This is a genomic window from Streptomyces sp. NPDC093568, from assembly GCF_044764945.1.
GTDB lineage: Bacteria > Actinomycetota > Actinomycetes > Streptomycetales > Streptomycetaceae > Streptomyces.
Genome location: NZ_JBIWJD010000007.1, coordinates 182,451 through 203,761, shown reverse-complemented (window position 1 = coordinate 203,761; position 21,311 = coordinate 182,451). Strand labels below are relative to the sequence as shown.

Sequence of the window (21,311 nt, the reverse complement as noted above, 5' to 3'; positions counted from 1 at the left end):
CGGAGATAAGTGGCGATCCGAGTCACGGGTCTGTGACCGGAAAGGGTTCCTGCTGGCTGCCGAAGCGCTTGCCGCGATATGGATGGAGCCATGAGCAGCAACGGGGGAGCCCCTTATCGGTCCGACGAGCCGACGAGTTTCGAGCTGCAACCACCGCAGCCGATCTCGTCCACGCCCGTCCCGCACCCGGACAATCCGTATGCGGCGCCCGCCCAGGCCGTACCGCACCCGAGCACGCCCGCCGCGCCCACGCCGGCGGCTCCCGCGCCCACGCCCGCGGCTCCCGCGCCCGACCCCGGCACCGGACGTCTGATAGCCGGCCGCTACCGGCTGCTCGCCAAGCTGGGGCACGGCGGCATGGGGACGGTCTGGCGGGCCAAGGACGAGACCGTGGACCGTGAGGTCGCCGTCAAGGAGCCCCGCGTCCCTGATCACCTTCCCGAACGTGAACGTGCCAACGCCTACGAGCGGATGCGCCGCGAGGCGCGCGCCGCGGCCAGGCTCGATCACCCGGCGGTCGTGAACGTGCATGACGTCGCCGTCGTGGACGGCCGGCCGTGGATCGTCATGGAGCTGGTGCAGGGCCGTTCGCTGGGTGACGCGTTGCAGGAGGGCACGCTCGGCGCCCGGGACGCGGCGAGAATCGGCCTCGAAGTGCTCGGCGCGCTGGAGGCCGCCCACGCGGCGGGCATCCTGCACCGTGACGTGAAGCCGGACAACGTCCTGCTGGGCCGTCATGACCGTGTCGTCCTCACCGACTTCGGCATCGCCCAGATCGAGGGCGAGACCAATCTGACCGACACCGGCGGCTTCGTCGGCTCGCCGGAGTACATCGCTCCGGAGCGGGTGCTGGGCCAGCGCCCGGGGCCGGCGAGCGACCTGTGGTCCCTGGGCGTCGTCCTGTACGCGGCGACGGAGGGCGTCTCGCCGTTCCGCCGCAGCAACACCCCGGCGACGCTCCAGTCGGTCCTCAACGCCGTCCCGGCGGCACCCGCCTCGGCGCAGGGTCCGCTCGCGGAGGCCATCAACGGGCTCCTCCAGAAGGACCCGGCGCGCCGCCCCAACGCCGCGCAGACCCGTGCGCTGCTGGAACAGGCGGCCAATCCGCCGGTGCAGGCCGCCACCCAGGTCGTGCGGATCCCGGAGAGCGTGAAGAGCGGCATCCGGCTGGGGCCCAAGGCGCTGCTCGGCATCGGTGCGGCGGTGGTCGCGGGCGCGGTGGCGGCGTATCTGGTGGTCGCCGATCCGTTCGCGGGGCCGTTGCCGGACGGCTGGAAGGTCCGTGAGGAGAAGGCTCTCGGCGCATCCCTCGCGGTGCCCGACGGCTACAAGCGGGGCGTGCCCGAGGAGACGGACAAGGAGCACTGGGTCACGTACACCGACGAGAGCGGCGCCGTCTGGATCGGCCTGCGGCTCGACAAGAAGGCCGAGGACACCGGCAGCAGCATCGCCGACTCCGCGGACGCCGAGATGTACGACGACAACAGCGACTTCAAGGAGGGCAACAACTACGCGCTGAGCATGGCCGAGGGGGCGAGGACCAAGCCCGACGGCGAAAACACGTACAAGGGCAAGCCGGCCGCCGAGAACACCGTCGTCTACACCACCACCGACAGCCAGAACCCGCGCCCGCGCGAGATGAGGATCTTCTACTACAAGACCTCCAAGGGCGACATGTACAAGCTCACGATCAACTACCCGGGCAAGGGCGACTTCACCGACCGCGGACGTGAAGTGGCGCGGACGGCCATCGCGAACCTGGACATCGACAAACTCTGAACTGGCGAAGTGCCCACCCCGCAAGGTAGGCATGGGACATGAGCGAAGACGGTGGCCGCACCGGACCCAACGGGCGTGTGATCGGCGGGCGTTACCGGCTGGTCGAGCGCATCGGCTCGGGTGGCATGGGCACCGTCTGGCGGGCGCTCGACGAGCTCGTGGAGCGCGAAGTCGCCGTCAAGCAGCCGAGGTTGCCCGGCGACCCGGAGGACGCGGCCCATCAGCGGGCCGCCCACCGGCTCTACCGTGAGGCCCGCGCCGCCGCTCGCGTCGACCATCCGGCCGCCGTCTCCATCCACGACGTCGTCGTCGAGGACGGACTGCCCTGGATCGTCATGGAGCTGGTCCGCGGCGAGTCCCTGCACGAACTCCTCCAGCGCGGCCCGGTGGAGGCGCCCGAGGCCGCCCGCATCGGCGTCGCCGTCCTCGGCGCCCTGCGCGCCGCGCACGCCGTCGGCATCGTCCACCGCGACGTCAAGCCCGCCAACGTCCTGCTCGGACCCCATCGCCGCGTCGTCCTCACCGACTTCGGCATCGCCCACATCCAGGGCGAGGAATCCCTCACCGTCAGCGGCGAGTTCATCGGCTCCCTGGAGTTCATCGCGCCCGAGCGCATGTCCGGCCGGGGTGCCGGCCCCGCCTCCGATTTGTGGTCGCTGGGCGTACTCCTGTACGCCGCCGTGGAGGGCTGGTCGCCCTTCCGCCGTACGACCCTGGAGTCCACGCTCGCCGCGATCCTCGCCGCCGACCCGCCCGAACCGAAGCAGGCCGGACCGCTGGGGCCTCTGATCGTGCGGCTGCTGGTGAAGGATCCCGAACTGCGACCCGACGCCGACGAGGTCGGGGCGGCGCTGGAGGCGGTGGCGAAGGGGTGGCCGATGCCGCAGCTCTCCGGGGGAGCGGGGGCGACGGAATCGCAGGACACCTCGGGGCTAAGGGAGTTCGCGGAGGACGCGGGGACGGTCAGGCTGGCCCCGGCAGACTTGAAGCCCGACGTGGCGGGGGAGTCGAAGCCCGAGGAGGAGAGGGCACAGGAACCGGAGTTGAAGCCGGACCCGGAGCCGGACCCCAAGCCGAAGCCGAAGCCGGAGTCCGGCCCCGACCCGATCGCCGAATCCGAGACCGGTGCCTCCGGAGCATCCGGAACCTCCATCACGGCCTCGTCCCTCGGCACCCCGGCCACCCCGGCCCAGCCGAGCCGCCGCCCCCGCCTCCTGCGCCCCGCCCCGATGGCCGCCCTCGGTGTCCTTCTCGTCGCCGGCACCTGGTTCACCACCTCCCACTACCTCGCCGGCCAGAGCGGTGAGGCCAAGGAAATGAACCCCGTCCACACCTCCGCACCCTTGACCCCCGAGTCCACCCCGCCCCCCGAGTCCAGCGACCCGAAGTGGATCGCACACCGCGAGACGGACATGGACGCCGTCCTCTTCCTCCCACCCGAGTACAAGGAAGCCGCGCGGGAAGGCAGTGCGGGGGACCCGCCCCGGCTCGTCGTCTACGACATCGGCCTCGTCCAGGTCCGCCTCACCCAGTGGGACAAGGCACCCCGCCCCCTGCTGGACCAGGCGCAGGAGGCGCACGACACCTGGGACAGCTACAACCACGACGCGAGCACCCAGGCGACCCGCACCACCTTCAAGGGCTACGACGCGGTCCTCTCCGACACCACCTACGACATGGAGGAGTCCCCGAGCCGTGTCATGCAGCTGATCGTGGTGACCGGCGACGACCGCATGTACGAGCTGCGCGTCGACATGCCCAAGGGCACGCCCACCGAGAAGAAGGGCACCGCGGTCTTCAAGGGCGCCCGTGACCGACTTGAGATCGGGCCGGACTGACCTGCACCCGATCCTCTTCGGCAACGCCCTGATCAGCACGTTTGTTGCCAGTGGACACTGGCGTCATGTGAGCGGTCGGTGAATCCCCGTTACCGACGGGTACACAAAGCCCCCGCTCCGGCATACTCTGCGGCTCATGACGGACGCGCAGGCCCCGGCCAAGACCGGCACCAACCCCCTCGCCCCCGCCCCGCAGGGCGCCCGTACCGCAGCCGACGTGGTCACCCCCGAGCTGGTCGCCCAGCTGACCAAGGGCGTGGTCGGCTCCGGCCGTACCGCCAACCACACGCCGTTCACCGGCGAGAAGCTGGCCGACCTGCCGGAATCGACGCCCGAGGACGTGGCGAAGGCCTTCGAGGCGGCCCGCCGGGCGCAGGCCGTCTGGGCGCAGGTCCCGGTGCGGCAGCGCGCCGCGGTCCTGCTCCGCTTCCACGACCTGGTGCTCGAACGCCAGGCCGAGGTCCTCGACCTCATCCAGCTGGAGACCGGCAAGGCCCGGCTGCACGCCCACGAGGAGGTGCAGGCCGTAGCCGTCGCGGCCCGCCACTACGGCCGTAAGGCACCGGCCTACCTCAAGCCGAAGCGGCACACCGGCGCCATTCCCACGCTGACGAAGGTCACCGAACTGCGCCACCCGCGCGGTGTCGTCGGCCAGATCGCCCCCTGGAACTACCCCCTGGAGCTGTCCGTCGGCGACGCGCTCCCGGCGTTCGTCGCGGGCAACGCGGTCGTCATGAAGCCCGACACGGAGACCTGCCTGACCGCCCTGTGGGCCCGCGACCTGCTCATAGAGGCCGGGCTGCCCGCCGACGTCTTCCAGGTCGTCCTCGGCGACGGCCCGGTCGTCGGCCCCGAGGTCGTCAAGCACGCCGACTACGTCTCCTTCACCGGCTCCACCCGTACCGGCCGTGAGGTCGCCCAGGGTGCCGCCGCCCGTCTGGTCGGCGTCTCCCTCGAACTCGGCGGCAAGAACGCGATGCTGGTCCTCGAGGACGCCGACATCGAGAAGGCCGCCGCGGGCGCCGTCCGCGCCTGCTTCTCCTCCGCCGGCCAACTGTGCATCTCCATCGAGCGGCTGTACGTCCACGAGTCGATCGCGGACGCCTTCGTCGAGCGCTTCGCCGCCCGCACCAAGGCGATGCGGCTCGGCACGTCCCTCGCGTACGGCGCCGACATGGGCTCCCTGGTCGGCGAGCGCCAGCTGGAGACGGTCACCCGGCATGTGGAGGAGGCCGTCGCCAAGGGTGCGAAGCTCGTCGCCGGCGGCTCGGCCCGGCCCGACATCGGCCCGTACTTCTTCGAGCCGACCATCCTCGACGGCGTCGAGGCGCCGATGGCCGTCTGCGCCGAGGAGACCTTCGGCCCGGTCGTCTCGATCTACCGGTTCAAGACGGAGGACGAGGCGATCGAGCAGGCCAACTCCACGGCGTACGGCCTGAATTCCTCGGTCTGGACGAAGAACGGCAGCCGCGGCCGCGCGGTCGCCGCCCGCCTGCGCACCGGCACGGTGAACGTCAACGAGGGCTACGCCCCCGCCTACGGCAGCGTCCAGTCGCCCATGGGCGGCATGAAGGACTCCGGCCTGGGCCGCCGGCACGGCTCCGAGGGCATCCTCAAGTACACGGAGGCCCAGACGGTCGCGCAGCAGCGGTTGCTGCCGATGGCGCCGTCGCTGGGCATGGACGACGAGAAGTACGCGCAGTTCATGAGCCGGAGCCTGCGGGTGATGAAGGCCTTCCGGTTCAAGTAGGAACAGCCGTACAGGAACACCCGTTCTCAACGAGGAGAGCATGTGCCACAGGACACCTATGACTACGACGTGATAGTCGTCGGATCGGGCTTCGGCGGCTCCGTCACAGCCCTTCGTCTCACCGAGAAGGGCTACCGCGTAGGTGTCCTGGAAGCCGGCCGCCGGTGGACCCGCGAAACGCTCCCCAAGAACTCCTGGGACCTGAAGAACTACCTGTGGGCGCCCAAGCTCGGCATGTACGGCATCCAGCGCATCCATCTGCTGGGCAACGTCATGGTGCTGGCCGGCGCGGGCGTCGGCGGCGGCTCCCTCAACTACGCCAACACCCTCTACGTACCGCCGAAGGCCTTCTTCGACGACCCGCAGTGGCGTGACATCACCGACTGGCACGAGGAGCTGAAGCCGTACTACGACCAGGCCCAGCGCATGCTCGGCGTGCGGCTCAACCCGACGATGACCCCGTCCGACGTGCATCTGAAGGCGGCGGCCGAGCGCATGGGCGTCGGCGACAGCTTCCACATGGCGCCGGTCGGCGTGTTCTTCGGCGACGGCAAGGACGCCACGGGAGAGGCGAAGGCCGCACCGGGGCAGGAGATCGCCGACCCGTACTTCGGAGGGGCGGGCCCTGCCCGCAAGGCGTGCACGGAGTGCGGCGAGTGCATGACCGGCTGCCGGCACGGCGCGAAGAACACCCTGAACGAGAACTACCTCTACCTCGCCGAGAAGGCGGGCGCGGTCGTCCACCCCCTGACGACGGTCGTCTCGGTCACCGACGACTCGCAGGGCGGCTACGCGGTGGCGACCCTGCCGACGGACCGCGGGAAGAAGGGCGACGGCAGGCTGTTCACGGCCCGCCGGGTGGTGATCGCGGCCGGCACCTACGGCACCCAGACGCTGCTGCACCGGATGAAGGCCGGCGGCCAGCTGCCGCACCTCTCCCCGAAGCTGGGCGAGCTGACCCGTACCAACTCCGAGGCCCTGGTCGGCGCGCAGACCGACAACCGGCGCTACCGCAGGGCGACGGGCGAGCAGAAGGTCGACTTCACCCGCGGCGTCGCCATCACCTCCTCGATCCACCCGGACGAGAACACCCACATCGAGCCGGTCCGCTACGGCAAGGGATCCAACTCGATGGGCGGCCTGTCGATCCTCCAGGTCCCGTACGCCGAGGGCCGCTCACGCGTCGGCGCCTGGCTGGCGAACGCGGTCCGCCACCCGCTCCTCGTCGCCCGCTCCCTGTCCAACCGGCGCTGGTCGGAGCGGACCATCATCGGCCTGGTCATGCAGTCGCTGGACAACTCGCTGACGACGTACCTGAAGCCGAACGGCGTCGGCAAGGGCCTGCTGACGGCACGCCAGGGCCATGGCGCCCCCAACCCCAAGCAGATCAAGGCCGCTTCTCAGGCCGCGTCCGTCATCGCCGCCGACATCAACGGCTTCGCCGGCTCCAACGTCGGCGAGCTGATGGGCACCCCGCTCACCGCCCACTTCCTCGGCGGCTGCCCCATCGGCGACTCGCCGGAGACCGGTGTCATCGACCCGTACCACCGCCTGTACGGCCACCCCGGCATCTCGGTCGTCGACGGGGCCGCGGTCTCGGCCAACCTGGGCGTGAACCCGTCCCTGACGATCACCGCACAGGCCGAGCGGGCGATGTCCTACTGGCCCAACAAGGGCGAGTCCGACCCGCGTCCGGCGCCGGGAGCGGCGTACGAACGTCTGAAGCCGGTCGAACCGCAGTCCCCGGCGGTCCCGGCGGAGGCCTTCGGGGCGCTCAGGCTGCCGTTCCTGGGGATGCCGGCAGTGCCGCCGAAGAAGTAGGGAACCGAGAAGGGCTTCCGGAAGCAGGGAGACGAAGAAGGTCCCGGAAGCAGGAAAACGAAGAAGGTCCCGGAAGCAGGGAAACAGAGAAGGACCCGCACCCCCCTCCGAGTGCGGGTCCTTCTCTGTCTTGCGCAGGGTTTCGGTGAGGCTCAGGCCTCGGAGCCGACCCTGCGGCGCTTCATCGCGAACACGACGCCGGCGCCGGCGACGATGGCGATACCACCGACGGTGGCGAGCACCGGCAGGTTGGAGTCGGCACCGGTCTCGGCGAGGCTGCCCGTGACGTCGACCTCGCTGACGTCGGAGATGGGCTTCTGGCCGCCGGTCTGCGGCTTGGCGTCGTCCGGGTCACCCGGGTCGGAGCCCGCGGCGAGGATGTCGAAGAAGTACACCCAGCCGTTCGGGTCGTCGGCCATCCAGCAGCCGTCGGCGTCGGAGTACTGCGCGAAGCCACCGGTGATGCCGATGGCGTCCGGCACGTTGCCGCTGACGCTGAGGCGCAGCTTGAACGAGGTCGACTGACCGGCGTCGAGCGCGAACGCGGTGAAGGTCGCGCCCTCACCGGCGGCGTCCGCCAGGGTCTGCCAGGCGCCGGCCTCCTTGTCGAAGACCTGGACCTTGATGTCGCCCGAGTAGTCCTCGGCGTCCCAGCCCATGGCGGCGACGCCGATCAGGGGCTTGATGTTCTTGATGGCCTCGTCGCCGGAGTTGGAGACGTCGAACGAGAAGTTCGTCCAGCCGCTGCCCGCGACGATGGTCTCGGGCAGGCCCGACAGACCGCTGTGCAGGTCCGCGCTGAGGCCGACCTCCTCCTCGTCGGCGTCCTCGCAGAAGTCGACCTCCTCCGGGGCGCTCTCGCTCGCGCTCGGCGACGGGGAGGTGGAGGCGGCGGGGCTGCTGTCCTCGGCGGCCGGGGTCGACTCGTCGGCGGCCGGCGTGCTCTCGTCCGCGGCGGGGGTGCTCTCGTCCGCGGCCGGCGTGCTGTCCTCGGCGGCCGGGGTCGACTCGTCGGCGGCCGGCGTGCTCTCGTCCGCGGCCGGAGTGCTGTCCTCGGCGGCCGGCGTGCTCTCCGACACCGTCGGCGTCGCGGTCTCGTCGTCCGTGGCGAACGCGGCCGGCGCCGACAGCAGCGCGATCGGCGCGATGACAGCCGTCGTGGCCGCGGCGGCCAGTGCACGGCGAAGCTTCATGAAGACCTCGAAAGTCCGGAGTGCTGCGCGAACGCAGCACGCGCTGAAGGGAGGCCTCCGCGTGTGGGGCGCGGGTGTGGCCGTTGTTTCGCAGGGTTGGATCGGTGACGGCTGTGAATGGTTGTGCCGTCACTAACAGATTTCTTATGTGCGCTGCGTCACATGAAATGGTTGTCCGCTCGGCGAGTGCGAACTGACGTACGCTCAGCGGCCGACAGCCCTCTGAGAGGAAGCGCACACCGCCGTGACCGACAAGCCGTCCGAAGGGCCCAGACCGGAGCCCGAGGGCTCGTCCATACCGGACGAGGAGTGGGAGAAGTTCGTCCGGGACGCCGAGCGCGACCGGGATTCCGTACCGAAGGAACCGTCCGCGCGGGCCCGTATGGTCACCGAGCGGCTGCGACAGCAGGAAGCCCGGGGCGAGTTGCCGGCCGGGTGGCGGACCGGCCCCGCCTGGCAGGAGATGAACGGCCGCGGCACCCGCCGCCGGAGAGTGTGGGGCGTGCTCGGCGTGCTGCTGGCGGTCGCGGTGGCCTTGATCGCCCTCAAGCCGTCCGCCGCCCTGTCCCTGCTGCCGGGTGGTTCGGACGCCGGGTCGGCCGAGGCGTCGGCCTCGCCGCTGGCCCCGGAGACGCGCCGGCCCACCGGCGCGCCCGCCGACACGGCCGGTCTGCCCACCCGGAAGCGGCCGTTCACCGGCTCCCCGGCCGAGCGCTGGGCCGCGAACGCCGACGCCATCGAGGTGCCCGAGGCCAAGGCCGTCGGCGGGGTCTCCGCCGCACGGATCGAGAGTGCCCTGCGGCTGACGAAGCGGTTCCTCGTCGCCGCCAACCTCGACCGCGAGGTGCTGTACGGCGCCGAGCCGAAGACGGCGCTCGGACTCGTCGACCCGCTCCAGAAGGACTACCTCGCCGACTTGCGCGCGAGCCTGCGCGGCCCCAGCGTCAAGAACGACCCCAAGTGGACCTTCACCCGCTTCGATCCCGACGAGGTCGAACTGGTGGGCTCGCAGGTGAAGGCGCGCGGCCGGATGACGGTCGAACGCGGCGGCGGCGCGAACGGAGGTCCGGTGATCCGCGCCGACTACACCTTCGTCTATCCGCTGGCGAAGGCCGGGGGCGGCACGGAGATCTCGCGCACGATCGTCCGCCGCGCCATCGAGGTGGAGGTCATCGACCCCGCGAAGTTCCAGGTCACCGAGGGCCGTCTCTGGGTGGTCACCCACGACGCCGAGATCGGCAACGACTCCTGCCGCAAGGGTGACGGCTTCATCCACCCGATGTTCGAGACCGACCCGTACCGGAGCCGCGAGCCCTCAGGTGAGGTGGTCGATCCGTACGACCGCAGCAGAGGAATCGACGGGAACGACGACGACTGCGGAACGGTCTCCCGGACCTGAGGCTGCGGACGCGACACCCAGGATCACGGGCATGACGGGACCACGGCATGACGGGACCACGGACATGACGGGACCACGGACATGACGGGACCACGGACATGACGGGACCACGGACATGAGAAGGGCCCCGCGGGCGGAGCCGCGGGGCCCTTCTTTTCGTCAGCACCGACGTCAGGGCAGCGTCGGTGCCTGGGAGCGGCGCCGGGGGGTTGCGCCGCTGGTCCTGAGACTTATGGGTCTCGACCTCCGGCAGTGCGGCGAGGCACGGCCGGGCCGAAGCGATGTAGTTGTCCGCGACGGGACGCGGGGCGGCACGGTCTGCGGTGGTGCCGCCCGAGGCGGTGGGACTCGGGGCATTTATGTGCATCGTGCTGGACGGACGCGGTCACCGCAACCGCTCGCCCCAGCCCGGTACTCCTTCTTGCCCTTTTCCGCCGGCCGGCCCCGGGCGTCCCCGGAGCCGGCCGTTCTCTTGGGTGACCGGACTGCTGTCCCCTGCCGTCCGGTCACTTTCCTGGAGCGAGGTCCCACGGCGCACGGCGTGATCCGTCCGCCTCATCGCTCCAGCGAGCCACGCGTGGTTCTGTCGGGCCCGCCCCTGGCTGGCACGGACACCGGTACCAACGAAGCGGTGCGGGAGGCGTCACGCGCCGTACGGGTGAGAGGGCGGCCGAACTCAGATGCGACCGCGGCACAGTTCGAGCAGCGTCATCGCGAGGGCCGTGCCCGGCTTGCCCAGCGCGTCCCTGTAGTGGCCGAGGACCTCCATCTCGCGGGAGAGGTTCACGCGCCGGCCACCTGAGGCGATCCGTGCCTCCTGGATCACCGCCGACACGGCCACGCGTTCCTGGATCAGACCGATGATCCGGTCGTCGAGGGCGTCGATGCGCTCCCGGGCGCCGGTGATCACATCGGCGGCCTCGGGGGTGCGGGCGCCGGTCACGTCGATCGCGGTCATGGGGGGCTCCTCGTCTGTTTCGGGTGGGGCCACCCCGGAGCGACAGGGTCCGCAAACGCCAGGCGCCCCGGACCTTGTCGGCCCGGGGCGCCTGGGAAGTCGCTTGTCAGTTGCTCAAGCAGCACGACCATGGCAGCCGGCGGGCCGGGTGCCATAGGTAAAGAGGAAGGTCGGGTGCGTGAGCATGGGGCCAGTATGCCGGGCCCCGCGGGGGCGTCCAAGCCGGTTCGCATCCTGAGACGGGGCTTGGCCCGGAGACGGCCCCCCGGCTCCCGGTAGACTCGGCCCCACACACACCTCGCTCACCGCCGGAAGGCAACCCGTGTCATCAGCGAACCCCGCCGCCGCCCCCGACACCGTCCTGGTCGTCGACTTCGGCGCGCAGTACGCCCAGCTCATCGCCCGTCGCGTCCGCGAGGCCCGGGTCTACAGCGAGATCGTGCCGAGCACCATGCCGGTGGCGGAGATGCTCGCCAAGAACCCGGCGGCGATCATCCTCTCCGGCGGCCCCTCGTCCGTGTACGAGGAGGGCGCCCCCCAGCTGGACCGCGCCCTCTTCGAGGCCGGCGTCCCCGTCTTCGGCATGTGCTACGGCTTCCAGCTCATGGCCCAGAGCCTGGGCGGCACGGTCGACAACACCGGTGCGCGCGAGTACGGCCGTACGGACCTGCACGTCTCGAAGTCGTCCTCCACCCTCTTCGAGGGCACCCCGGCCGAGCAGCACGTGTGGATGTCGCACGGCGACGCCTGCTCCGCCGCCCCCGAGGGCTTCGCGGTGACGGCCTCCACGGACGTCGTCCCGGTCGCCGCCTTCGAGAACGACGAGCTGAAGCTCTACGGCGTCCAGTACCACCCCGAGGTCATGCACTCCACGCACGGCCAGCAGGTGCTGGAGCACTTCCTGTACCGCGGCGCCGGACTCACGCCCTCCTGGACCACCGGGAACGTCATCGACGAGCAGGTCGCGGCCATCCGCGAGCAGGTCGGCGACAAGCGCGCGATCTGCGGCCTGTCCGGCGGTGTGGACTCCGCCGTCGCCGCCGCCCTCGTCCAGAAGGCCATCGGCGCCCAGCTGACCTGCGTGTACGTCGACCACGGCCTGATGCGCAAGGGCGAGACCGAGCAGGTCGAGAAGGACTTCGTGGCCGCCACCGGCGTCCAGCTGAAGGTCGTCGACGCGGAGGAGCGCTTCCTGAAGGCGCTCGCCGGGGTGAGCGACCCCGAGGAGAAGCGGAAGATCATCGGCCGCGAGTTCATCCGGGTCTTCGAGCAGGCGCAGGCCGAGATCATCGCGGACGAGGGTCCCGCGGTGGAGTTCCTCGTCCAGGGCACCCTGTACCCGGACGTCGTCGAGTCCGGCGGCGGCACCGGCACCGCGAACATCAAGTCCCACCACAACGTGGGCGGCCTGCCGGAAGACCTCGAGTTCAAGCTGATCGAGCCGCTGCGCAAGCTGTTCAAGGACGAGGTCCGGATGGTCGGCCAGGAGCTCGGGCTCCCGGAGGAGATCGTCCAGCGCCAGCCGTTCCCGGGTCCGGGCCTCGGCATCCGGATCGTCGGCGAGGTGACGAAGGACCGTCTGGACCTCCTCCGCGAGGCCGACGCCATCGCCCGCGAGGAGCTCACCGCGGCCGGCCTCGACCGGGACATCTGGCAGTGCCCGGTGGTGCTGCTCGCCGACGTCCGCAGCGTGGGCGTGCAGGGCGACGGCCGGACCTACGGCCACCCGATCGTCCTGCGCCCGGTCTCGTCCGAGGACGCCATGACCGCCGACTGGTCGCGACTGCCGTACGACGTGCTGGCGAAGATCTCGACCCGGATCACCAACGAGGTGCGGGACGTCAACCGCGTGGTCCTCGACGTGACCTCGAAGCCGCCGGGCACCATCGAGTGGGAGTAGGCGAGTAGGCCCTAGGTGCGTTTGATCGTGCGCAGGGGCCGGCCGGGCTGCCAGGCCTGGACGACGAGGTACTTGTCGTCCTCGACGTAGGTCCTCACGACCTCGGTCAGCTCGGTACGGAAGAGGTGGAACGGCTCCGGCGGTTCCACCTCTTCCGTGTACGCGGCCTTCAGCTTCGGGTCCTCGACCTCGATCGCCCGCCCGGCGATCCGCACGTCGCCCCCGCCCATGGACTGGCCCTCCCCGGGGTTCGCCTGGAGCGCGAAGCGCGGGTCGCGGCGCAGGTCGAGGGCCTTGAGCGAGTCGGGCATCATGCCGAACCACAGCTCGCCGTTCAGGAAACGGACCTCCAGGCCGGTGGTGCGCGGGGAGCCGTCCTTGCGGAGGGTGGCGAGGACGTGGTGGGTGAAGGCGCCGAAGCGTTCCTCCGCGGTGCGGGCGAGGTCCGGTTCGGCTGCGGTGAAGGCGGCCCAGTTCATCACTGTCATACGGTGAGTGTCGCGCCGATACCCGACATCCGCTGTCCGGATTCCCTGGCCGTGAGAAGGCAGTGCGAGCGGGATCTTTACAGAACAGCTCTGTTCTCCTGCGCTGACCGACGGTAACTTCCGCCCCGTAAGCAACCCAGTGCTGGAGGACACATGCACGGGACGCCCCTCGGCCCCACCCCACCGTCGCCGCTGCCGACCGACCAGTTGCAGTTCGCGATGCCGCCGATGCACGACTCCGTCGAGGACGAACGCCGGCACCGCAAGGAACGGCTCGCGGGCGCGCTGCGGATCTTCGGGAGGCTCGGGTTCGAGGACGGGGTCTCCGGGCACATCACCGCGCGCGACCCCGAGTTCAGCGACTGCTTCTGGGTGAACCCGTTCGGGATGCCGTTCAAGCACGTCACCGTCAGCGACCTCGTCCTCGCCAACTCGGAGGGGCAGGTGATCGACGGCCGCTACCACGTGAACCAGGCCGCCTTCACCGTCCACTCCCAGGTCCACGCCGCCCGCCCCGACGTCGTCGCGGTCGCCCACTGCCACTCGGTGCACGGGCGCGCGCTCGCGGCGCTGGGGGAACTGCTGGACCCGATCACCCAGGAGAGCTGCGCCTTCTACGAGGACCACGCCCTCTACGACGACTACACCGGCGTCGCCGTCGACGCCCAGGAGGGCCGCCGGATCGCCTCCGCGCTCGGCTCCCGCAAGGCGCTCGTGCTGCGCAACCACGGGCTGCTGACCGTCGGGGACTCGGTGGACGCCGCGGCCTGGTGGTTCCTGTCCATGGAACGGTCCTCCCAGGTGCAGCTCACCGCCCGGGCGGCGGGCCGTCCGGTGCTGATCGAGCATCGGGCGGCGGTGGCCACGCGGGAGCAGCTGGGCGGGGATCTGGTGGCGTGGATCAACTACCAGCCGCTGTGGCAGGACGTGAGCCGCAGCGAGCCGGACCTCTTGAGCTGACGGCTCGCGGACGCCGTCGTCAAAAACCCCGCAGCACCACCGCCTTCGTCATCGCGAACTCCTCGTCCGTGAGCACGCCGTCCCGGTGCAGCTCCCCCAACTCCCGCAGCCTGCGCAGCAGTACGTCGTGGTGGTCGGCCGGGGGCGGCACGGACGCCGTGAGCTGGGGACGCTCGGCGTGGTCGACGCCGGTGCGGGCGGAGGGGTGCGGCAGACGGGCGGTGACGGCGGTGGCGACCAGGGCCGTGAGCAGGTCGCGGCGGGCGCTGCCCCACAGGTCCAGGGCGTACGGATCCTTCTCCGGCGGCAGTTTGGAGAACACCGCCTCGCGGGTCACGAAGCGCAGGAATCCGTCCTCGTAACCGGAGTTGGGCAGCCACTCGACCTGGACCAGGTCGCCCACGTTGATGATCCGCGGGCCGGTCGCGCGCTTGACCCGGTCCGAGGTGTCGGACCAGTCGATCCGCACCTGGGCGCCGTCGAAGGAGACCGTGCCGTCGGAGGAGCGCACGGAGACCGGGACCGGCGGGCCGGGCAGGAGATAGGTCTTGGTCGGCTCGGTGGGGATCTGGTCCAGGAGCAGTGCGTGGCGGATCTCCTCGGCGACGTACTCGGCGACCCCCGCACGGTCGACGTCCACCGCCAGCCGGTACGGATCCGCCGCCTCCGGCAGCCGTCCGCCGGTCGCCTGGAGCAGCGGGTCGGCGCCCTCGCGCAGCCGCAGGCGCAGCCGGCCGCGTTTGCGTTCGGGCTCGAAGACGACGCTCGCCACCGCCTCGAGGGGGACGGCGATCTCTCCGTACGTCTGCCGGAACAGCGGCACGGAACGGTGGAGTCCCGGCGTGATCCGGACCGTTGTGCCGTCGAAGGCCCAGGTCCCGTCACGCTGGATGATCTCGGCCATAGGGGAATTCTCGCAGCCGGGTCAACACGATGGCCCGCTCATCACCCACGGCACACCGCCCTGCCGGACGTGGCACGGGTGGCGTACGGCACAATTCGCTGTCGGCGCAGGGGAGTTGTGGGCGGCGCGGCCGGTGGGTGAAATCGGCGGCGGCCCGGTATGTGAGATACGGCTGCCGGTGGTGGGGCTGTGGGCTATAAGCGGGGTCTGAGGGGTGTGAGCCCCGAAGGCCGTGGGGTCGGGTCGTGAGGTTCTGAGGAAGGCGGGCGTCGGGCGTGGCGGTGCAGGAGGCTGGGCAGGGCGGCGCGGTCGTGGGCGCGCATGGGGGCGGCTGCACCTGTGGGGACTGCCCGCACGGGGCGCGTGCGGGGCATCGGCGCGCGGTCGCCGAATTCCTGCTGAAGCGGGACGAGTTCGCGGCGGGGCAGGGGCTCCCCGCAGCGGTGGCCCACTCGGTCTCGGCCTCCCGGCAGTGGGTCTCCGAGGAACTCACGCAGTCGGCGGAAGCCGTCGCCGAACGGGGGCGGGCCGAGGGCGACGCCTGGCTCGCGCGGCTGTGGTGGCGTACGGCGTGCGTGGTCTGGGGACTGGTCGTGGCGCTGCTGCTGGTGCAGGCGCTCACGGCGATCGGCGCGGGGTGGACGGCCGCGCGGACGGCCGGGCTGCTGGCGGCGGTCGTCACCGCCTCCGCCCTCACCGCGGCGTCGTGGTTCCATCGGGCCCGGGGCGGGGCGCTCGCGCCGCTCATCGGGGAGGACAACCGGCTGTCCACGTCGCGTGCGGTGGCCGGGGCGTGGGTGCTGTTCGTGGCGTACGCCGTGCTCGTGCTGGTGGGGCGGTTGGCGGGGGCGTCCGGTCACGCGGAGCGCGACGCGCTGATCGCCGGGCTCGATCTGGGGCGGGGCGCGGGTGTGGTGACCGTGCTCGCCGTGGTGTGCGCGATCGCTGTTCTGGTGCGGCGGGTGGTCGGGGTGCGGGTGCTCGGGCAGCGGCTGCAGAAGGTGCGGGCGCATCGGCCGCGGGCGGCGGATCTGCTGACGGACGACGCGGGGCGCGGGACGTTCGCCGACATTCAGTACGTCGTGATCGGCGGGGTCGCGCTGCTGTTCGCGGCGGTGCGGCTGGGGCGGCGGCCGGATCAGCTGCCCGATCTGCCATGGGGGCTGGCGGTGGTCGTGCTGGTCTCGGCGGCGACGTACCTCGCGGGGAAGTACGCGGAGGGCGGGCGGCCGGTGATTCTGTCCGTCGTGCGCTCGCGGGAGGCCGGGGATCTGGACGGGCCGATCCGCACGGGCGACGACATCGAGATTCGCGGGGCCGGGTTCGTGCCGCCCGGGGCGCAGGGGGCGGATCGGTTGTCGCGGATGGTGGTGCGGGTGGGGGCCGTGCATGTGCATGTGCCGTTGGTGCCGGTGGCCGGGGGATTCAGTAATCCGACGGATGCCGTGCTGACGGTGCCGGTGCCTGCGGATGTGGAGCCGGGGCGGGTGGAGGTGCAGGTGGTTACCGCTGCCGGGGTGGAGACGAATCGGTATGTCATTGACGTGACCGAGTGACGGTTGCCTCTGGCGGTTGGGCGGGATGCCTGCGGCGGCCTGTTCCTGTTCGGTGGGGGTGCCGGTAGCGCCGGCGGTTGCGTTGTGGGTCGGGGCCGTGCCGGGGGGGTCCGTCCTCGGACCGGCGGTTGGGGTTGGGTCGGTTGTGCCGTTTCTTGACGCCGGCCACTGCGGGCGGACACCCCCCGGCACGTCCCCTTCCCGCCGTGCGCGGGTGCGGCGGCGTGGGGCGGCAGATCCCCGGTGAGGCTGGTGTTGTCGAGGGGTGTTCAGCAGGTTGGCCGCGGCGGAGAATACGGGTTCGTACGGTTGAGCGGCGCAGCTGCTGCGTACGTATCGTCATTTGAGGGGTCACGGCACGGCGGGCGAGAGGCGGCTACTGGCGATGACTCACGGTAGGCATACGGAGACTCACAGCCCTTATCTTGACGGTGGCCGGGAGGGGTGGCGGGACACCGCCACCCGTTACGCGCTGCTCCCGCTGCGCGTCTTCCTCGGCGTCACCTTCATCTATGCCGGCCTGGACAAACTCACCGACAGCGCCTTCATGAAGGACGCCGGTGCGGGCTCGATCGGCGACATGATGCGTGCCGTTCGGGATTCCGCGGCCATTCCGGCCATGGTCGACATGGCCCTGGAGAATCCGGTCGCCTTCGGCTACGCCATCGCTTTCGGTGAGCTGGCCGTCGGCATCGGCACTCTGATCGGGCTGTTCGCCCGTCTGGCGGCGCTCGGTGGGGCGCTCATCTCGCTGAGTCTGTGGCTGACGGTGAGCTGGGCCTCCGATCCCTACTACTACGGCAATGACCTCGCCTATCTGATGGCCTGGCTGCCCCTTGTGCTGGCCGGCGCCCCGATGCTGTCGCTGGACGCCGCTCTGCGGTCGCGGCGACGGCAGCGGTCGGCTGGGTATCGCTAGCTCGGAGGGTTGGGGGACTGGTGGGGCGTGGTCTTCGGGGTGCGGCGTCTGCGGCGTAGTGCTCCGGATATGAGTGCCGCTACGCCTGCGAGGAGCAGGCCGAAGACGATCAGGGGGATCACCGCGAACCACGGTGTCTCCCAGGCGCCGCCCGCGTCTCCGGCGTAGACGATGCCCGCGACGGTCAGGAAGGTGCCGGCGATCAGTCGTCCGGGTTGGAACTCATGACGTAGCACGGCTCACCTCCGCCTGTCCGACTCCGACGCTCAGGTCGAGGTCCAGCGTGCCCGCGCTCTTGGTGCCCGAGGTCGGTTTCAGGGTCAGCTCCTTGTGCTTGCCCGGTGCCACGTCGACGTCCCGCTCGTCGTCGCCCGGAAGCTGGATGTCTCCCACGCCCACGTCGATGCTCAGCTTCACGGTCGCGTCCTTGGGGACGATCACCTTCAGCCGGCCGACTCCGACGTCGGCGCTTGTCGTCACCGCCTGTCCTGCGGGCAGATTCAGCCGGGTCAGGTCCAGGGTGCCCACCCCTGTACCGACGTCGTACTGCTCCTTGACGTCCGCCGCGGCCGCCGGTCGCCAGTTTCTTTCGATCCACTGGGTGCTGATGTCCTTGGGCAGGGCGGCCGAGGCGGCCAGGAGGCCCGCGGTGATGATCGCCAGGAACACGGAGCCCGCTCCGGTGCGGCCCAGGAAGGCGCTGACCGCTATGCCGAGGCCTATGACCAGCAGGGCGCAGGCCAGGCCGGTCTGGAGGCTGGTGCCCAGGGCGTGGTCCTCCCAGGTCGCGCCCGTGCCGAGGGCTCCCGCGACGAGGGCCAGCAGGAACACCCAGCCGCCGATCCAGCGGGGGCCGCGGGGCTTGGGCTGCTGAGGGGCCCGGGACCGGATGTCCTGGCGGCTGCTCCATCTGTGGCCGAGGCCGATGTTGACCGCCGCGGCGATGTCCCGGTCGCGGGAGCCGCGGGGGCCCCAGAGATAGCCCGTGCCGCCCTCGTGCGTGCCGTCCTTGACGATGGGGTCGCGCCACCAGGAGGGGTAGGCGGCGGGGACCGGTGGGGCCTGGGCCTCCGGTGGGGCGTCGGCGACGGCCTGGGCGGAGAGGGGGTCGGGGTCGGGGGTGCCACGGTGCCGCGACCAGTAGCCGGCGCCCGCCAGGAGGAGGGAGAGGACGACGGCGAAGGCGAGCACCCCGCCGTTCTTCAGGAGTGTCAGGAAAACGCCGCAGCCGACCAGCGCGAACAGCACGGCCGTCAGCGCCTGTCCGTCGACTCGGCCGGTCAGCAGCTTGCGCACCTCGTTCTCGTCCTCGTCGGAGTACGGGACGAAGAGCCAGGCGAAACCGTAGAAGATCAGGCCGATGCCGCCGGTCGCGGAGAGGACGGCGAGGGTGATCCGGAAGATCACCGGGTCCATGTCGCACTGCCGCCCGAGGCCGGCGCACACGCCGGCCAGCATCTTGTTCCCCCGGTCGCGGCGGAACCTGTGCGGTGGGTCGAGGACGTCCGCCGCCGCGGATGCCTCTGCTTCCGCGTGCGTGTGCGCGCGGGGTTCCTCACCCGCGGCGCTCGCGGGTGCCGGGCCGGACGGGGTGCCCGCGGGGGGCACGGCTTCCGGCTCGGACACGGAGTCCGCGGCGTGCTGGTGATCAGTCATGTGTCCATGGTGACGGGCGGGTCGGCGGGATGGGAGTCGGTATGACCCTGGTCGGACCCTGATATCGGCCCTGAGCCGGGTGCGGGGGATGTGTGCGAAGCGGGCGGCTCCGAAGATCAGGGGAGTCTAGGGGGTCGACCCTGATGCTCCGGTCGGCCGGGCGTGTGAACATCGATGGCATGCCGGAAGCCGCAGCAGCGCCAGTCGTCGAACCGCGGCCGCCGCGCAAGCTCTACCGCAGCAGTGACGGACGCTGGCTCGGGGGCGTGGCGCGGGGGCTCGCCGGGCATCTCGGCCTGCCCGTGATCTGGGTGCGGCTCGTCTTCGTCGGCCTGTTCATGGCGGACGGCCTCGGTGCGCTGCTGTATGCCGCGTTCTGGTTCTTCGTGCCGCTCGGCGTCGGCGGTGTCGACGCGCAGCGACCCTCCCCCTTCGCCACCGAGACCGCGGCCGACGGCCGCCGCAGACTCGTCGCCCGCAAGCCGGACAAGGGGCAGATCGTCGCGCTGCTGCTCATGGTGGCCGTGGCCATGGTCTTCGTCGGCAGCGTGGATCTGGGCAACGGCGCCAAGGCGTATCTGCTGCCCGCCGTTCTCGTCGGCGCGGGCGTCGCCCTGGTCTGGCGCCAGGCGGACAACGCGCGGCGGGCCCGCTGGATGGAGGTCGGCCGGCGTCGGCGCACCCTCAGCCTGCTGCGCGCCGCGGGCGGCGTCGTCCTGGTCACGGCCGGCGTCTCCGGCATCTTCGTCCTCCAGGGTTCGGCCGCCCACCTCGGCTCCGTCCTCCAGGCGGCGCTCGCGGTCCTCGTCGGCATAACGCTCCTCGCGGGGCCGTACCTGGTCCGGATGACCCAGGACCTCTCCGAGGAGCGCCTGATGCGCATCCGCGCCCAGGAGCGCGCCGAGGTCGCCGCGCACGTCCATGACTCGGTGCTGCACACCCTGACCCTGATCCAGCGCAACGCGGAGAACGCGAACGAGGTCCGCCGCCTCGCCCGCGCCCAGGAGCGCGACCTGCGCACCTGGCTCTACAAACCCGAGGGCACCGGCAAGGACGAGGCGGACGAGCCGGCCAACCTCGCCGACGCGGTGCGGCGCAACGCCGCCGAGGTGGAGGACAAGCACGGCGTCCCCATAGAGGTCGTGGTCGTCGGCGACTGCCCGCTCGACGAGAAGATCGCCGCGCAGATGCAGGCCGCGCGCGAGGCGATGGTGAACGCCGCCAAGTACGGTGGCGAGGGCGGCGCCGTGCAGGTCTACGCCGAGGTGGAGGGAAAGACCGTCTTCGTGTCCGTCCGGGACCGCGGTCCGGGCTTCGACCTCGACTCGATACCGGCCGACCGCATGGGCGTCAGAGAATCGATCATCGGCCGCATGGAGCGCAACGGCGGTACGGCCCGGCTGCGGGCGGTGCCCGACGGCGGCACGGAGGTCGAGCTGGAGATGGAGAGGGCGGAGAAGACGTCATGAGCGACCCGACCGAGGCGAACGAGCCCGTGGAGTCGACCGGCGGGAGCGCGGCCGAGCGGCGCGTGCGCGTGGTCCTCGTCGACGACCACCGCATGTTCCGTACCGGAGTCCAGGCCGAGATCGGCCGGACCGAGCAGACCGGCGTCGAGGTCGTCGGCGAGGCCGCGGACGTCGACCAGGCGGTCACGGTCATCACCGCGACCCGGCCCGAGGTCGTCCTCCTCGACGTGCACCTGCCGGGTGGCGGCGGAGTCGAAGTGCTGCGTCGCTGCGCCCCGTTGATGGCCGACGCGGAGCAGCCGGTGCGTTTCCTGGCGCTGTCGGTCTCGGACGCCGCCGAGGATGTGATCGGGGTGATCCGGGGCGGTGCGCGGGGGTACGTGACGAAGACGATCACCGGTACCGACCTGGTCGACTCCATCTTCCGGGTCCAGGACGGCGACGCGGTGTTCTCGCCGCGCCTCGCCGGGTTCGTCCTGGACGCGTTCGCGTCGACGGACGCGCCACCGGTCGACGAGGACCTCGACCGGCTCACCCAGCGGGAGCGGGAGGTGCTGCGGCTGATCGCGCGCGGGTACGCGTACAAGGAGATCGCCAAGCAGCTGTTCATCTCCGTCAAGACGGTCGAGTCCCATGTCTCGGCGGTGCTGAGGAAGCTCCAGCTGTCGAATCGGCACGAGCTGACGCGGTGGGCTACGGCACGGCGTCTGGTGTGAGGCCG

At 71.1% G+C, this 21,311-nt stretch carries 17 protein-coding genes; 11 read left to right on the top strand and 6 right to left on the bottom strand.

All coding sequences use genetic code 11. The features are described 5' to 3' along the window. Window positions 1–90 precede the first annotated feature (90 nt). The 4 genes from ACIRD7_RS27465 to ACIRD7_RS27450 all read left to right on the top strand — a co-directional run bounded on the left by ACIRD7_RS27465 (window position 91) and on the right by ACIRD7_RS27450 (window position 7,188). A complete protein-coding gene (locus ACIRD7_RS27465) occupies window positions 91–1,779 on the top strand; it encodes a serine/threonine-protein kinase (protein ID WP_403457758.1) in 1,689 nt (562 codons plus the stop codon). A gap of 38 nt (window positions 1,780–1,817) precedes the next feature. After that, the gene (locus ACIRD7_RS27460) at window positions 1,818–3,617 is read left to right on the top strand and encodes a serine/threonine-protein kinase (protein ID WP_403457756.1); all 1,800 of its coding nucleotides are present in this window, start codon (window positions 1,818–1,820) and stop codon (window positions 3,615–3,617) included. A gap of 136 nt (window positions 3,618–3,753) precedes the next feature. Beyond that, complete coding sequence (locus ACIRD7_RS27455; RefSeq protein WP_403457755.1) at window positions 3,754–5,367, top strand: succinic semialdehyde dehydrogenase; 1,614 nt, start codon at window positions 3,754–3,756, stop codon at window positions 5,365–5,367. Window positions 5,368–5,409: 42 nt separating this feature from the next. Then, window positions 5,410–7,188: a GMC oxidoreductase gene (locus ACIRD7_RS27450; protein WP_403457753.1), complete on the top strand. Its 1,779-nt coding sequence runs from the start codon at window positions 5,410–5,412 to the stop codon at window positions 7,186–7,188. Window positions 7,189–7,340: 152 nt separating this feature from the next. Here ACIRD7_RS27450 and ACIRD7_RS27445 read toward each other — a convergent pair whose 3' ends face one another. Beyond that, a complete protein-coding gene (locus ACIRD7_RS27445) occupies window positions 7,341–8,381 on the bottom strand; it encodes an LAETG motif-containing sortase-dependent surface protein (protein WP_403457752.1) in 1,041 nt (346 codons plus the stop codon). A gap of 244 nt (window positions 8,382–8,625) precedes the next feature. On the opposite strand from ACIRD7_RS27445, the gene ACIRD7_RS27440 reads away from it, so the two are divergent. Beyond that, window positions 8,626–9,780 carry a hypothetical protein gene (locus ACIRD7_RS27440; RefSeq protein WP_403457750.1) on the top strand — a complete coding sequence of 385 codons (1,155 nt, stop codon included), beginning with the start codon at window positions 8,626–8,628 and terminating at the stop codon, window positions 9,778–9,780. Window positions 9,781–10,456: 676 nt separating this feature from the next. On the opposite strand, the gene ACIRD7_RS27435 is transcribed toward ACIRD7_RS27440, so the two are convergent. Next, window positions 10,457–10,738: a chorismate mutase gene (locus ACIRD7_RS27435; protein WP_403457749.1), complete on the bottom strand. Its 282-nt coding sequence runs from the start codon at window positions 10,736–10,738 to the stop codon at window positions 10,457–10,459. A 322-nt stretch (window positions 10,739–11,060) separates the two neighbouring features. On the opposite strand from ACIRD7_RS27435, the gene guaA reads away from it, so the two are divergent. Beyond that, on the top strand, window positions 11,061–12,638 hold the full coding sequence (guaA, locus tag ACIRD7_RS27430; RefSeq protein ID WP_403457747.1) for a glutamine-hydrolyzing GMP synthase: 1,578 nt from the start codon (window positions 11,061–11,063) through the stop codon (window positions 12,636–12,638). Window positions 12,639–12,649: 11 nt separating this feature from the next. On the opposite strand, the gene ACIRD7_RS27425 is transcribed toward guaA, so the two are convergent. Further along, complete coding sequence (locus tag ACIRD7_RS27425; RefSeq protein ID WP_403458204.1) at window positions 12,650–13,117, bottom strand: pyridoxamine 5'-phosphate oxidase family protein; 468 nt, start codon at window positions 13,115–13,117, stop codon at window positions 12,650–12,652. Window positions 13,118–13,279: 162 nt separating this feature from the next. Here ACIRD7_RS27425 and ACIRD7_RS27420 point away from each other — a divergent pair, with 162 nt between their 5' ends. Continuing rightward, window positions 13,280–14,086, top strand: coding sequence for a class II aldolase/adducin family protein (locus tag ACIRD7_RS27420; RefSeq protein ID WP_403457746.1), 807 nt, complete (start codon window positions 13,280–13,282; stop codon window positions 14,084–14,086). A gap of 19 nt (window positions 14,087–14,105) precedes the next feature. Here ACIRD7_RS27420 and ACIRD7_RS27415 read toward each other — a convergent pair whose 3' ends face one another. Continuing rightward, a complete protein-coding gene (locus ACIRD7_RS27415; protein ID WP_403457745.1) occupies window positions 14,106–14,990 on the bottom strand; it encodes a DUF4429 domain-containing protein in 885 nt (294 codons plus the stop codon). A gap of 275 nt (window positions 14,991–15,265) precedes the next feature. On the opposite strand from ACIRD7_RS27415, the gene ACIRD7_RS27410 reads away from it, so the two are divergent. Together ACIRD7_RS27410 and ACIRD7_RS27405 are read left to right on the top strand one after the other, a co-directional pair. Continuing rightward, window positions 15,266–16,546 (top strand): hypothetical protein, encoded by a 1,281-nt coding sequence (locus tag ACIRD7_RS27410; RefSeq protein WP_403457744.1) that lies wholly within the window; start codon window positions 15,266–15,268, stop codon window positions 16,544–16,546. A gap of 385 nt (window positions 16,547–16,931) precedes the next feature. Further along, complete coding sequence (locus ACIRD7_RS27405) at window positions 16,932–17,465, top strand: DoxX family protein (RefSeq protein WP_403457743.1); 534 nt, start codon at window positions 16,932–16,934, stop codon at window positions 17,463–17,465. On the opposite strand, the gene ACIRD7_RS27400 is transcribed toward ACIRD7_RS27405, so the two are convergent. Together ACIRD7_RS27400 and ACIRD7_RS27395 are read right to left on the bottom strand one after the other, a co-directional pair. Then, the gene (locus ACIRD7_RS27400; RefSeq protein ID WP_403457742.1) at window positions 17,462–17,701 is read right to left on the bottom strand and encodes a hypothetical protein; all 240 of its coding nucleotides are present in this window, start codon (window positions 17,699–17,701) and stop codon (window positions 17,462–17,464) included. The genes ACIRD7_RS27405 and ACIRD7_RS27400 overlap by 4 nt on opposite strands. Continuing rightward, window positions 17,688–19,121, bottom strand: a complete 1,434-nt coding sequence (locus ACIRD7_RS27395; RefSeq protein WP_403457740.1) for a PspC domain-containing protein — start codon at window positions 19,119–19,121, stop codon at window positions 17,688–17,690. The genes ACIRD7_RS27400 and ACIRD7_RS27395 overlap by 14 nt, the downstream gene beginning before the upstream one ends. Before the next feature lie 143 nt (window positions 19,122–19,264). Here ACIRD7_RS27395 and ACIRD7_RS27390 point away from each other — a divergent pair, with 143 nt between their 5' ends. Together ACIRD7_RS27390 and ACIRD7_RS27385 are read left to right on the top strand one after the other, a co-directional pair. Then, a complete protein-coding gene (locus ACIRD7_RS27390; RefSeq protein WP_403457739.1) occupies window positions 19,265–20,590 on the top strand; it encodes a PspC domain-containing protein in 1,326 nt (441 codons plus the stop codon). Then, window positions 20,587–21,306: a LuxR C-terminal-related transcriptional regulator gene (locus ACIRD7_RS27385; RefSeq protein ID WP_403457738.1), complete on the top strand. Its 720-nt coding sequence runs from the start codon at window positions 20,587–20,589 to the stop codon at window positions 21,304–21,306. Before ACIRD7_RS27390 ends, ACIRD7_RS27385 begins: the two co-directional genes overlap by 4 nt. Window positions 21,307–21,311 lie beyond the last annotated feature (5 nt).